Consider the following 13,076-nt stretch of genomic DNA (forward strand, 5'->3'; position numbering starts at 1 on the left):
CCGATCCTTATGTTTGAACTCAATAAGCTTCTCCGCCCGCACATCCTGACGTTAACGCCTTACTCCTCGGCCCGCGACGAGTATACCGGCACGGAAGGCGTTTTCCTGGATGCCAACGAAAATCCGTTTGGCTCAGTCGTTGATACAAAACTTCAGACGCCCGATCACGCCGAGCCGGACGACTATAACCGCTACCCCGACCCGCACCAGGGGGCTACCAAACAGCGCCTGGCTCCGATCAAGGGCGTTCGGCCGGGGCAGATCTTTCTTGGAAACGGCTCCGATGAACCCATCGACCTGCTTATCCGCGCGACCTGTCGGCCCGGTCAGGATTCGATTCTGATTATGCCGCCCACCTACGGGATGTATGAAGTTTCGGCGACAATCAACGACGTTGCCGTGGTGAAAGTCCCGCTTCGACCCGACTTCCAGGTGGATACGGATGCGGTCCTGGCGGCTATTACGCCGACGACCAAAATCATCTGGCTCTGTTCGCCCAACAACCCCTCGGGGAACCTGCTGCAGCCCGACGCTATCCAGACCATCCTCGAAGCGGCTACGCAGTCGCTGGTGGTTGTAGACGAAGCCTATATTGATTTTGCGACTACGCCCTCCTGGACCGAAAAGCTGGATCAATACCCGAATCTGGTCGTGCTGCAAACCTTCTCAAAAGCCTGGGGCATGGCGGCTCTGCGGTTAGGGATGTGTTTCGCTTCGGAGGAGTTGATTCAGGTCATGAACAAAATCAAACCACCTTACAACATCTCGGCTCCCACGCAGGCACTCGCGCTGGAGGCCCTCCGTCATGAGAATACGAAGAACGAGATGGTGGCTAAGATTTTGGCCGAACGGCAAATTTTGGCCGAAAATCTGCGTTCTTTGCCAATAGTACAGGTCATTCACCCGTCGGATGCCAATTTCCTGCTGGTGCAATTTGCAGATGCTAAAGCAACGTTTGAGTACCTGATCGAGCAGCAGGTTATTGTTCGTGACCGCTCGAAGGTGAAACTTTGTGACGGCTGCCTGCGCATTACGGTCGGGACCAGGACCGAAAACGAGCGGCTGCTTGCGGTCCTCCGGCAGATCAAAAAATCGGCTAACGATGGCAATGCACCTATTTCGGACAACCTGCCCCTGGGCACGGGCGAATCGGCAACGAAGCCGGAACTGGTATCGAATGCCTGAGTTTGATAAATTACTTATGAAAAAAGTATGGTTACTGACAGCGCTGGTACTGCTGGGCTGGCTGGCAACACCCAAAACCGCACAGGCACAATACAACAACTGGGCCGTGGGCTTTCGCGTCGGCGAACCGGCGGGCGTAAACGTCCGCAAGTATTTCGGCGAAAACCGCGCGTTCGACCTCAACATCGGCACCTATGGCGGGCTTTACGGTAACGCGCGTAAGTACCGGTCGGGCCGCTACAGGAGTGTCGGGCTGGCGGTTCAGGGTCATTACCTGTGGCACAAAGCCCTGACCAAGAGCGAAAGCGTTCGGGGGTATTACGGTTTCGGTGGCCAGATCAACACCCGACGGTATTACCCCATCCGGCTGAACGGCGAATACGAGAACGCCCTGTCGCTGGGCGGGTCGGGGATTGCAGGCGTCGAATATTTTCCGGCGGGTAAGCCTTACTCCTTTTTTCTGGAAACCGGCTTGTACGTCGAATTACTACAGGCTCCCTTTTTCCTGAATCTGAACTCAGGACTTGGGCTGCGCTATAATTTCTAAGAGCGAAGAAAAGCCGGGGTAGCGAATCTTGTCTCTACTTTCTTCGCTTTCTCTGGCTCCTCCATATGTTTAAGATTTACAGTTCCTCGGCCGGGTCGGGCAAAACATACACCCTGACTAAAGAATACCTCAAGCTGGCGTTACGGCCAGGGGCCGAGGACAGCTATTTCCGGCATATTCTGGCAGTAACGTTTACTAACGCGGCTGCCAACGAGATGAAAAACCGGATTCTTGAACGACTCAGCGACATTGCCGGGGGGAAAGAGCTTCCGTTGTTGACCGATCTGGTCGCTGAACTGTATGCCCACGCGCCCGGCTCCGATGCGTTTGAAATAGCCAAGTCTGAACTTCGTCAGAAGGCCCGGTCGGTCTTCAGAACCATTCTGCATCGCTACGCGGATTTCTCGGTGACGACCATCGACTCCTTCACGCAGCGCGTTGTGATGGCGTTTACGGATGAGCTGGGACTCCCCTATTCATTCGAGGTCGAGATGGAAACCGATGAGGTGCTGGAACTCGCCATCGACAACCTGATTGAAAAGGCAGGCGTTGACGAAATGGACGAGATTACAACCATTCTGAGCGAGTATTATACCAGCACCGCTACCGAAGGTAAGAGCTGGAATCAGTTGCCCGAACTGCTGAAAGAATTTGGTCGCAACCTGACCTCCGATCAATTTTACGAAGCTGTCAATGCCGCGCAGGAATTGTCGCCGGTAGCGTTGCGGGCTATTCGGGCGCAGTTGCTCGACTACAACCAGCAGCTCGAAGCCGATATCGTCGGGCAGGGCCAACGCGCCTGGAAGCTCATCACCGACGCGGGGCTGAGCGAAGAGAACTTCAAGGGGAAACGAAACAGCCTTGCTGCATATTTCAAGACAATTGCTCTCAAAGACTACGATAAACAACCAACGGCAACGCATCGTAAGCAAATCGACGAAGCTGATTGGTATTTACCTAAAGCTCCGCTCTCCGTAACGAGTTCTATTGATCGAATTGCCGATGAACTGTGTCAATGTTTTTCCCTAATAGAAACCATCCGGACTGAGCGCGGGCGTCAGGCGGCTCTGTTTGATTGTCTGTTGCCGCACCTGCAGAAGCTGGCTCTGCTCAAGCAGATGCGCCTTGAATTCGATGATCTGCTGCGGAAGGATGGTCGGGTACACATTTCCGAATTCAACAAGAAAATCCTGAACATTGTCGCTTCGGAGCCGGTGCCGTTTCTGTATGAGCGGCTGGGTACGAAGTACAACCATATCCTTATCGACGAGTTTCAGGATACTTCCCGGCTACAGTTCGCCAATCTGCTGCCGCTCATTGAAAACGCCCTTGGCGCCGACCACTTCAACCTGGCCGTGGGCGACGGTAAACAGGCCATTTATCGCTTCCGCGGGGGCGATATGGACCAGATTGTTTCCCTGCACCGAAACGATCTGGAGAGTCTAAAAACAGCTCACGGTTCCGGAACCTGGACCGCCGACCGCATCGACATGCTCGACGGGCATCTGCAGGGTGAGCTGCTGGATACCAACTGGCGAAGCGCCGAGCCCATTGTGCGGTTCAACAACCAGTTTTTTGAGCACACGGCCCGCCGGTTTGAACATGAGCACCCCAAACTGGCCGATGTGTTCGATGCTGAGCAGCTGTTTCACCAGAAAACTTCGCCCAGGGCCCGGACAGCCGGACACGTTCAGTTAGACTTCGTTGGCAAGGATACAGATGAAGGCAAAGACCTGACAGCGCTCATGCTCGAAACGACGCTGAAACACCTGCACCAGGCCTTGATGGACGGCTACCAATACGGCGATATCGCAATACTGTGCCGGAAAAAAGCCCATGCCCGCGCCCTGGCGAATGAACTGAACGCCCAGCGGATTCCGCTCGTATCAGCCGACTCCTTATCGCTCGAATTCTCCGATCCGGTCAAGTGGCTTGTTACACTTATGCGGTTGCTGCAGCGGCCCGATCAGCAACTGTTACGTTACGAACTGCTATATCTGTTCCACCGGGTTGTGCAGGGCGTTTTCCCCGACGATAAACTCACCGAGCAGCTTCGCGAGGTTGCCCAGGGCGATATCATGGGCGTGTATGATTACCTGACCGCACAAGGCTACCCGCTCGACCCGTATGCCCTTGGTCAGTTGAATCCCTATGAACTTGCCGAGCGGCTGACGGCTCAGTTTGGCTTATTCAATCAGGCTGATCACAACCCGTTTCTGTTCCGGTTTCTCGATGAGGTGCTCACGTTCAACCAAAAACGCAGCGGTCATCTGAGCGATTTTCTGCTCTACTGGGATAGCGTCCGGCAAAAGATTTCGGTAGAAGGCGACGCCCGAAATGCCGTCAGTATTCAGACCATCCACAAGGCTAAAGGGCTGGAATATCCGGTCGTTATCATTCCCTTTGCCAACTGGGATGTCGGCCCCAACAGTAAAGGCACGATCTGGCTCGATCTGGACGATGTTCGCACCGACCTGCTGGCGCATCAGGCGCCGACCGGCGAACTGACGCGGCTGCTGAGCGCCCCGGCCCATCCCACTAGTCAACTCAAAAACACCCCCGTCTCGGCGCAGTATCAGGAGGAACTAACGCGTACGTTCCTCGAAAACATGAACCTGCTTTACGTAGCGTTCACCCGCCCTACCGACCGGCTTTACGTCATCAGCGAGCTCAAAAAGGATTTTGGCAGCGGAAAACCGGCAACGGTAGCGCACTGGCTGTATGAGTTTCTGCGTCACAGTGACGTGGCTCAGGCCTGCGGCTGCCCGTGGCAGGACGGCAAGTTTAGTTACGCAATCAGTTTATGCAGTGAATCATTCGGGCACCACGAACGAGTCGATACGCTGGACGAGATTGTTCTGGACGACGTAATCAGCGGTCACCGTAAGCAGGAGCTGAACCTGCGTCGGCAGGCCGACCGGGTATTCGACGTAGCGACCTTCGAGCGAACCCGCGAGCGCGACCGGAAGCTCTGTGCCGCGCTGAGCCTGATTAAAGGCCCCGGCTGCGTCGAAAAAACGTTACGTCAGCTCGTCAGCGAAGGACTGGTCCGCACGGCCGAGTGCGCCGAATTGCGTGAGCGGCTGCAGTCGATTATTGCCCATCCCGAACTTACGGCTTTGTTTGATCCATCGCTGCGGATCGATACGGATCGAAGTATTCTCAGCAACAAACACCTGCACGGCGCGCCCCACCGCGTGGTGCATTATCCCGACGGCCGAATTGTTCTAGTTCAATATGAGTCGGCACTGGGGCCTGAGGCTTCTTCGAATGACCCGGTCAGCGGTCTGCAGTATTTTACGGGATTGTACCGCGACATGGGCTTTCCCGAAGTCGAAGGCCGTTTAGTCTTTCTGGCCGACGAACCCGATGTCGTGCGGGTGATATAATCTCGGGCCGTTTCCAGTAACCACCAAGCCATTGAAACAAACACGTATCCTCCTTACTTTCTGGCTGACCCTGCAATCGTTCGTCGGTTTTACGCAGGCCAGCGATACCGCCCGAATTACCGTAACGTCCACATCGCCTTATCAACTCCGCACGGGTTGTGAATTAACGTTACTGGGCGCTGGCGTTGTATCATACGGTGCATCAGTGGTGCTCAACCGCGCCGTTAAGCCGCTGACGCAGCAGGAAGTTGCTCTTCTTAACCGGAACAGTATCAATTCGTTTGACCGGGGAGCCACTAAAAACTGGTCAAGAGCTCTTGACCGGCTCGGCGACGTAACCCTGGCGGGCAATCTGGCCATTACGGGGTTGGTTACTTTAGGCACCCGGACGATGCGCCAGGATGTGAAGACCGTAACCGTGATGTTTATCGAAACGTTACTGCTGGCCAACGGCATTGAACGATCCGTAAAGGGGCTTACCCAGCGCATCCGCCCGTTTGTTTACAATCCCGCAGCCCCCCTTGACGATAAACTGACGCGGGACGCCCGGCAGTCTTATTTCTCGGGGCATGCCACCAATGCGTTTACCACCGCTGTTTTTACGGGGGAAGTATTCCGGCACTATTTCCCGAACTCCCGGCTAAAACCCGTCATTTGGATCAGTTCGCTAGGACTGGCATCAACAACGGCCGTATTACGGTATAAAGCCGGGCTCCACTACCCCACCGACCTACTGACCGGTGCGGCCTTTGGTTCACTTGTTGGTTGGGGGATTCCGAAGTTACACGAACTCAAAAACCGAGGTGAGCTGGGTCAGCGGCTGGACGTGCAGCCCTGGAGCAACGGCTCGGCCAATGGAATTTACGTACGGTTACACGTGTTCTCGCGTTAGATTCGCTGCAAATAAATGACTAAGATTACCGACCATATTAAGGCTGCCAACGGCAAACCCATTTTCTCCATTGAAGTAATTCCACCGCTGAAAGGCGACAATCTGAAAAGCCTGCTCGACAACATTGAGCCGCTGATGGAGTTTAAACCGCCGTTTGTTGACGTTACGTACCACCGGGAAGAATACATTGAGCGTCCGCTGCCCGATGGCACTATTCAGAAGATCGTTACGCGCAAACGGCCCGGTACGGTTGGTATCTGTTCCGCTATCATGCACCGTTTCGGTGTCGATCCGGTGCCACACGTTCTCTGTGGCGGCTTCACCCGCGAAGAAACCGAAGACTTTCTGATTGACCTGCATTACCTCGGCATCGACAACGCGCTCGTGCTGCGGGGCGATCCGGCAAAACCGTTCAGCACCTTCAAAGCCAAAGAAAACGGCTATACCTATGCTAGCGAACTGGTTGAGCAGGTCGCCAACATGAACCGGGGCATTTATCTGCACGAAGAAGATACGGCTCTGGCTCCCAGCAACTTCTGCATTGGGGTAGCCGCTTACCCCGAAAAACATTTCGAAGCCGCCGACCACGATATTGATTTCCAATACCTGAAACACAAAGTCGATAAAGGCGCGGATTATATTGTAACGCAGATGTTTTTCGACAATCAGAAATATTTTGATTTTGTCGAACGCTGCCGTCAGGCGGGCATTACGGTTCCGATTATTCCGGGTCTGAAACCCCTCAGCACCCGCAAGCAGCTTCAGATTCTGCCCAAACTGTTTCATCTGGCAATGCCCGACGATCTGGTCAGGGCCGTCGAAGCCTGCGAGAACGATCAGCAGGCCCGGCAGGTCGGCGTGGAATGGTGCGTGCAGCAATGCCGCGAACTTATGGCCGCCGGTGCGCCGGTGCTGCACTTCTATACGATGGGCAAGGCCGATAACGTCATGAAGATTGCCCGGGAGGTATTTTAAGTAGAGCAGGTAACCGTTTACTAATCCCGGCTCTGAGGCTCAGTTTTCTTTCAATAACCGTAGCAACACCCCGTTGGTGGGGCCGTACCCTTGCGGCAGAGGTTCATCGCTCGTCGAACGCCCTGAGCTTGTAGCGTCGTAGGTATTCGGCAGAGTGCCTGTGGCCCTGTAAAACCGCAGGTTCTCTGTTGTCCAGTTTAGTTTGATTCGATTAGCCAGTTCCATCAGGTTGTAATTGCGCAGGCCCTGAATAGCAAACCACTGGATCGACGCATGGACATTGGGCGCATCCCAGGTTAGCTCGGAGCGGGTAGTCGTGGTAGCCATCAGGCCACCGGCTTTCAGAAACTCCCGCTCCAACGTCTGACCGACGTGCTGCGCCTGTTCGGGTGTCGTAATTTTGACGAATAGCGGCAGAACAGCGGCTGCCGAGTAAATCGTCGCAGGCTTTTTCGCCACAAAATCGTAGTCGAAATAAAACCGGCGCCGGTCGCTCCAGCAGTACCGCTGAATGGCATCATGCCGCTGCCGGGCCAGAATCTGGTACATCCGCATACGGCGCGTGTCTCCCTTAAGTCGGTAGCCCTCAGCCAGAGTCCGCTCCAGAATCAGCAGCAGACAGTTCAGGTCTACCGGAATCAGATCGGTGGTACGAATTGAGCGCAGGTTTTTTCCGTCTTTCAGCCACCGGCTGCTAAACGCCCAGCCCGACTCCGCCCCAGCCCGGAGATTGCGGTAGAACAGCGGAACTTCCTTGTCTTTCAGTTTTCTGGTCAGCTCTACGTCCTCGCGGTAAGCTTCGGGGCGGGGCGTGTCCCAATCGTCATAGTATCGGTTCAGATACACGCCCTCGGCCAGCCGCGCCACGCGCCGGTACGCTGGGTTGCGGGCCGTCAGTCGGGTTCGGCCATCCATCCAGAAATTGTATTCCAGTTGCAGCTCAGGCAGATACTTCAGCACGATCCGGCGGCCCTGCACCTCGCTCAGCAAACTCACCATCAATGCAAACACGGGTGGCTGCGACCGACTCAAGGCATACGTCCGGTTGCTAGCCGGCACGAACCCGAATGTTCGAATGAGGTACGCAAAATTATCAATCAGGTTCCGGATGAGCATGGTCTGCCCCGAGGCCTGCAGACCAAGCATAGTAAAATAACTATCCCAGTAGGTTAGCTCAGCAGCGCGGCTGTTGGATACGACGTAAGGCTTTGGCAGCGGAATGAACGAACCACTTTTCGGGCGGCTGGCCGCATTTGCCTGACGTGTCAGCAGCGGCCAAAGACTGGTCATATACTCTTGAGCAGACTGGCCAGTATTGGGTTTCCCGGTCGGTAATACCGGTGGGTCGGTGGTCAGGACGAACTGCTGCTCAACGAAATTTTTCAGACTGAATTTTCGATTTTGACGGGCCTTTTCATAATTCGCCAGAACTGTATTCGGAGAGAACCTGGGCGTAGCGTCAGCAAAGGTTTTTGAATCCGGGAAAACGCCACTAGTCTGTACGTCCTGGAATAACTTCCCAAACTGCTCGTCGGGTGATTGCCAGACTGAGGACTGAGCCTGTCCCATTACGGTACCCCAGAGTATGCAAAACAAGATGGTTTGAAAACGTTGGTTCATTTGTTCAGATACCTATTCTGCAGGAAACGCTTATAATTTCTCTACACTTTTGTTCATTCCAGAGAACGCAGGACGTCTCTATCTTCATTCGGCGTGGCCGATCGTATTGATCGTATTATTGGCTCAACGAAGAACCATTTATGCAACGTATATGCCGTCTTTCAGAATAGAATAGTGCGCTTCAGGCAACCGTCCATAAATCGCTACGGCCCGACTCGGCTGGCGTGCAGGATAGTCAGAACGCATAAAACGGGCTGATCGGCGTTAGAGCAAAAGGCTTTACGGTTAGCATTGGCTTCGGTCGTTCGATTTTAATCAGCGCGAATGCAAAACGGCTTATCCCTTAAAAATTCTTAAATTGGCCCGTTTCCCAGCCGAAACTATTAGTTTTGTCTCATAACACGAACCCTGAATGGCTCGTAAAAAAAAGAAAGTAGGTACGTACCCCAGCGGCATGATTTTGTTTAGTCTGACGCTGGCGCTGTTTTTAGTTGGTTTCTGCGGGATGCTGGCCATTCAGTCCAAAAGACTAGTCACCTATATCCGTGAGAACTACGAAATGCGGGCGTTTCTGGATAAGGACCTCGACACCCGGAAGCTGACCAGGCTGCAGCGGACCATTGCCGAACGGCCCTATATCCTAAAAACCAGCGACTCCGCTCAGATTAGCTTTGTACCTAAGGACGTAGCCGCCAAAGAGTTCATTGCCGAAACGAAAGAAGACTTTTCGAAGTTTCTGGGCGAAAACCCACTGCGCGACAGCTACCGGATCAAGCTCAACGAAGAGTATTTTGAGGAAACGAAACTGCAGCAGGTAAAAGAAGACCTGGAACAGATAGACGGCGTATTTGAGGTAGTGTATCAGGAAAATCTGGTGGACAACATTAATCGGAACATTACAAAAATCTACGCGGTTATGTCGGCCTTTGCGCTGATTCTGCTGATAATTATTGTCGTTCTGATGAACAATACGATCCGACTGGCGCTGCATTCCCAGCGGATGCTGATCCGAAGTATGCAGCTGGTTGGCGCAACAAACGGCTTTATCACACGCCCTTTTCTGGCGCGGGGGATCTGGCAGGGGTTTCTGGCTGGGGTGATTGCCGTAGCGCTTCTGCTGGCGGCCCTGCAACTCGCCATTCGCAATCTGCCCGAACTGGCGATGTTTCAGGACCCCGAAAAACTGGCTATGCTGATGGCAGGCATCGTTGGATTAGGGGTTATCATTGGCTTTTTAAGCACGTATCAGGCTGTAAACCGGTACCTCGGCCTGAGCCTGGACGAATTATACTAATAAAGACTGCAGATCCGTCGCGAATGGCCTATCAGGGCCGATGAACTTCGGACCAGTTTTAGGGTTACATAAGAAGATAACTGACTAACGAACATGGCAAAAGACAAACCATATGGCTCGACCACGCTGACGCGCGAGGACCCTGCTCAGAAAACGACGTCGGCTACTCCAGCCGCGTCGTCTGCCAAACCCGCCCCCGTGCGGTCGTCGGTTGCCGATTCTGAACCGAACCGGCGGACCAATTCACGTGAAGTTGCGCTGCCCTTCGGTCGGAAGAATTATACGCTGATGCTGATTGGCATCGGGGTTATTCTGGCCGGTTTTTTCATCATGAGTCTCGACAAAGAAGAATTTGGCTTCGGTTTTCTGGGCCTGACTCTTGGCCCAATTGTGGTCATGAGTGGCTTCATTCTGGAGTTTTTCGCCATTCTAGCCCGACCCAAGGCGTAAAAGTTGTATAGTTGCAGAGTTATAAAGTTGTAAAGTTTTCCTCCGACAACTCGACAACCTTATAACTTTGCAACGCTATAACTCTCCTGAATGGACCTGATTCACGCTATTGCGCTGGCCATCATTGAGGGGCTGACCGAGTTTTTACCGGTTTCCTCGACGGGCCACATGATTATCTACTCCTCGCTGGCTGGTATTGCCGGCAATGAATTCACCAAACTCTACACCGTCGACGTTCAGTTCGGCTGCATTCTGTCGGTGCTGGTGCTGTATCACCGCCGATTCCTGACCGACACCCGTACGGGCGACGTGCCCCTGCCAGACTGGGTGATGCGCCTGCCCCAGCGCTTTCAGCGGCTGGCCGACTTCTACGTCAAGATTCTGATTGCGTTTCTGCCGGCGGCCGTCATTGGTTTTCTCCTGAACGACTTTATTGATTCATTGCTTGAGGATGTTCGGGTTGTGGCCATAAGCCTTCTGCTGGGCGGTATTGTGCTGGTGTTCATTGACCGCATTGCCAACCGCCAGACTAAAGACCGTGACGTAACGGCTCCTGATGCGCTCAAAATCGGTTTTTTCCAGTGTATTGCCATGATTCCCGGCGTATCGCGGTCAGCCGCTACGATCATTGGCGGCATGTTTCAGGGGCTGACGCGGACGCAGGCGGCTGAATTTTCGTTCTTCCTGGCCGTACCGACCATGGCAGCAGCCTCGGGCTACAAACTCCTTAAGACATATAAACTACTCCAACCCGCCGATTACCAGACGCTCCTGATCGGCAACGCGATTGCCTTTGTAGTTGGTCTGCTCGCCATTCGGGGATTTGTGGGTTTCCTGACCCGTTACGGCTTCAAGGTATTCGGTTATTACCGGATCGCGCTGGGGTTGCTGCTGCTGGGCCTGGTAGCCGCCGGGGTTAAGTTGGACGTATTATAACAAATTGCGAATTGACTCTGCCTGAGTCCGTTTCCCAATTTCAAGTTTATCCTATGCAACCAGACGAAGGGCAGGTTATCTTGATTGACAAGCCGCTTACGTGGACGTCGTTTGACGTAGCCAATAAGCTGAAATACGCCTGTAAATTCAAAAAAATCGGTCATGCCGGAACGCTCGACCCACTGGCTACGGGCCTGTTGATTCTATGCACCGGCAAGATGACCAAGCAGATCGATCAGTATCAGGCGCAGGAGAAGGAATATACCGGTACGCTCGTGCTGGGCAAAACGACCCCCTCGGTTGACCTCGAAACCGAGTTCGACGCCGAATTTGATCTAAACGGCATTACGTCCGAACAGATTCAGGAAGCGGCCCGCCAGCTGACGGGCGAGATTCTGCAGGTGCCGCCGATTTACTCGGCTGTGCGGGTTGGCGGTGAACGGCTCTACGAAAAAGCCCGGCGGGGCGAGACAGCCGAGATAAAGAGCCGCCAGGTAACCGTATCGCTTTTCGAGACCAGCGCGGAGCGGTTTCCGGAGGTAGACTTCCGGATTGTCTGTTCCAAAGGCACGTATATTCGCAGCCTGGTGCGCGACCTGGGTCTGCTGCTTCAAAACGGGGCCTATATGAGTGCCCTGCGCCGAACCCGAATCGGTAGTTTCTGGGTTCACGAGGCCGACACGATTGAAGGTTTCATCAGCAAGTGCCGCGCCGAATCGACCAGTGCCAATCTGCCTCTATCTTCCTCAACGCTATGATGGTTCATTACGGTCTTGACGACCTTCAGCCCCTCCCCTATGCCGTTGTCACAAGCGGCACCTTCGACGGCGTTCACCGGGGTCACCAGACGATTCTGGCGCGCCTGACCGAAGTCGCCAGAACCAACGGCGGGCAATCGGTTCTGATTACTTACTGGCCGCATCCGCGCACAGTCGTCTCCAACGATAGCCAGAATTTAAAGCTGCTGACGACCCTGGACGAAAAAATAGAGCTGCTGGAACAGGCCGGCGTCGATCATCTGGTGGTAATTCCCTTCACACGGTCGTTTTCACAGTTAACATCCGAGGAATATATCCGCCAGATCCTGATTGAGAAAATTGGCACTCAGAAACTGGTGATCGGCTACGACCACCGCTTTGGCCGCGACCGCGAGGGCGGGTTCGACTACATCAAGGCGCACCAGGCTGAATATGGGTTTGGGGTTGAAGAAATTCCTCGTCAGGACGTAGAAGCCGTGGGCGTAAGTTCATCGAAAATTCGGGCCGCCCTGAACGAAGGTTATGTTCAGATTGCGAACCGGTTTCTGGGGCGTCCCTATAGCCTGACCGGAACGATCGTGAAAGGCCAGCAGCTTGGCCGCACGATTGGTTTTCCGACGGCCAACATGCAGGTCGACGATCCCATTAAGCTCATCCCCGCCAATGGCGTCTATGCGGTATTTGTGTTGCATGGAGGCCAGACGTATGGCGGCATGTTAAACATCGGCTTTCGCCCGACGGTGGCGGGTACGCATCAAACCATCGAAACCTATATTTTCGATTTCGACAAGGAGATTTATGGCGAACATATGACGCTCGAGTTCTATGAGTTCTTACGTCCCGAAAAAAAATTTGATGGTTTACCGGCCCTGGTCAACCAGTTAAAGCGTGACGATCTGTCGGCGCGGATTGCGCTGGCGACAGCGAGCAGATAACAAAACCGGATTCTTCGGGTTCTTTTAACCAAAATCGCTGAGCTGGCTCAGCGATTTTGGTTTTAGGCAATTTATTAACCTAATAGACTCAACGC

11 protein-coding genes are annotated in these 13,076 nt (G+C 54.0%); 10 read left to right on the forward strand and 1 reads right to left on the reverse strand.

Annotated elements, in window-relative coordinates; genetic code table 11:
- Positions 1 to 9: 9 nt before the first annotated feature.
- From hisC to metF, 5 genes are all read left to right on the forward strand, one after another.
- Positions 10 to 1,185 carry a histidinol-phosphate transaminase gene (gene hisC, locus HNV11_RS14835; protein WP_171740409.1) on the forward strand — a complete coding sequence of 392 codons (1,176 nt, stop codon included), beginning with the start codon at positions 10 to 12 and terminating at the stop codon, positions 1,183 to 1,185.
- A 16-nt stretch (positions 1,186 to 1,201) separates the two neighbouring features.
- Positions 1,202 to 1,732, forward strand: coding sequence for a hypothetical protein (locus HNV11_RS14840; protein ID WP_171740410.1), 531 nt, complete (start codon positions 1,202 to 1,204; stop codon positions 1,730 to 1,732).
- A gap of 65 nt (positions 1,733 to 1,797) precedes the next feature.
- The gene (locus HNV11_RS14845; protein ID WP_171740411.1) at positions 1,798 to 5,121 is read left to right on the forward strand and encodes a UvrD-helicase domain-containing protein; all 3,324 of its coding nucleotides are present in this window, start codon (positions 1,798 to 1,800) and stop codon (positions 5,119 to 5,121) included.
- Between the two features lie 31 nt (positions 5,122 to 5,152).
- Positions 5,153 to 6,013, forward strand: coding sequence for a phosphatase PAP2 family protein (locus HNV11_RS14850; protein ID WP_171740412.1), 861 nt, complete (start codon positions 5,153 to 5,155; stop codon positions 6,011 to 6,013).
- Between the two features lie 15 nt (positions 6,014 to 6,028).
- Positions 6,029 to 6,988: a methylenetetrahydrofolate reductase [NAD(P)H] gene (metF, locus tag HNV11_RS14855; protein WP_171740413.1), complete on the forward strand. Its 960-nt coding sequence runs from the start codon at positions 6,029 to 6,031 to the stop codon at positions 6,986 to 6,988.
- Positions 6,989 to 7,027: 39 nt separating this feature from the next.
- Here the strand turns inward: metF and HNV11_RS14860 are convergent, their stop codons facing one another.
- Positions 7,028 to 8,608, reverse strand: coding sequence for a trehalase family glycosidase (locus HNV11_RS14860; RefSeq protein ID WP_171740414.1), 1,581 nt, complete (start codon positions 8,606 to 8,608; stop codon positions 7,028 to 7,030).
- Positions 8,609 to 9,020: 412 nt separating this feature from the next.
- On the opposite strand from HNV11_RS14860, the gene HNV11_RS14865 reads away from it, so the two are divergent.
- The 5 genes from HNV11_RS14865 (at position 9,021) to HNV11_RS14885 (ending at position 12,981) form a co-directional block, all read left to right on the forward strand.
- Positions 9,021 to 9,902, forward strand: coding sequence for a cell division protein FtsX (locus HNV11_RS14865; protein ID WP_171740415.1), 882 nt, complete (start codon positions 9,021 to 9,023; stop codon positions 9,900 to 9,902).
- Between the two features lie 93 nt (positions 9,903 to 9,995).
- Complete coding sequence (locus HNV11_RS14870; RefSeq protein WP_171740416.1) at positions 9,996 to 10,352, forward strand: DUF3098 domain-containing protein; 357 nt, start codon at positions 9,996 to 9,998, stop codon at positions 10,350 to 10,352.
- A 90-nt stretch (positions 10,353 to 10,442) separates the two neighbouring features.
- Positions 10,443 to 11,288, forward strand: a complete 846-nt coding sequence (locus HNV11_RS14875) for an undecaprenyl-diphosphate phosphatase (protein ID WP_171740417.1) — start codon at positions 10,443 to 10,445, stop codon at positions 11,286 to 11,288.
- 53 nt (positions 11,289 to 11,341) lie between these two features.
- A complete protein-coding gene (gene truB, locus HNV11_RS14880) occupies positions 11,342 to 12,046 on the forward strand; it encodes a tRNA pseudouridine(55) synthase TruB (protein WP_171740418.1) in 705 nt (234 codons plus the stop codon).
- A complete protein-coding gene (locus HNV11_RS14885) occupies positions 12,043 to 12,981 on the forward strand; it encodes a bifunctional riboflavin kinase/FAD synthetase (RefSeq protein ID WP_171740419.1) in 939 nt (312 codons plus the stop codon). The genes truB and HNV11_RS14885 overlap by 4 nt, the downstream gene beginning before the upstream one ends.
- Positions 12,982 to 13,076: the final 95 nt, after the last annotated feature.

Source organism: Spirosoma taeanense, assembly GCF_013127955.1.
Taxonomy (GTDB): domain Bacteria; phylum Bacteroidota; class Bacteroidia; order Cytophagales; family Spirosomataceae; genus Spirosoma; species Spirosoma taeanense.

What these genes read in the sequence shown, in the direction of transcription:
- HNV11_RS14865 (WP_171740415.1), top strand. Translation starts at nt 9,021, where the DNA reads ATGGCTCGTAAAAAAAAGAAAGTAGGTACGTACCCCAGCGGCATGATT.
- HNV11_RS14845 (WP_171740411.1), top strand. Translation starts at nt 1,798, where the DNA reads ATGTTTAAGATTTACAGTTCCTCGGCCGGGTCGGGCAAAACATACACC.
- HNV11_RS14875 (WP_171740417.1), top strand. Translation starts at nt 10,443, where the DNA reads ATGGACCTGATTCACGCTATTGCGCTGGCCATCATTGAGGGGCTGACC.
- HNV11_RS14860 (WP_171740414.1), bottom strand. Translation starts at nt 8,608, where the DNA reads ATGAACCAACGTTTTCAAACCATCTTGTTTTGCATACTCTGGGGTACC.
- HNV11_RS14840 (WP_171740410.1), top strand. Translation starts at nt 1,202, where the DNA reads ATGAAAAAAGTATGGTTACTGACAGCGCTGGTACTGCTGGGCTGGCTG.
- HNV11_RS14870 (WP_171740416.1), top strand. Translation starts at nt 9,996, where the DNA reads ATGGCAAAAGACAAACCATATGGCTCGACCACGCTGACGCGCGAGGAC.
- hisC (WP_171740409.1), top strand. Translation starts at nt 10, where the DNA reads ATGTTTGAACTCAATAAGCTTCTCCGCCCGCACATCCTGACGTTAACG.
- HNV11_RS14885 (WP_171740419.1), top strand. Translation starts at nt 12,043, where the DNA reads ATGATGGTTCATTACGGTCTTGACGACCTTCAGCCCCTCCCCTATGCC.
- metF (WP_171740413.1), top strand. Translation starts at nt 6,029, where the DNA reads ATGACTAAGATTACCGACCATATTAAGGCTGCCAACGGCAAACCCATT.
- truB (WP_171740418.1), top strand. Translation starts at nt 11,342, where the DNA reads ATGCAACCAGACGAAGGGCAGGTTATCTTGATTGACAAGCCGCTTACG.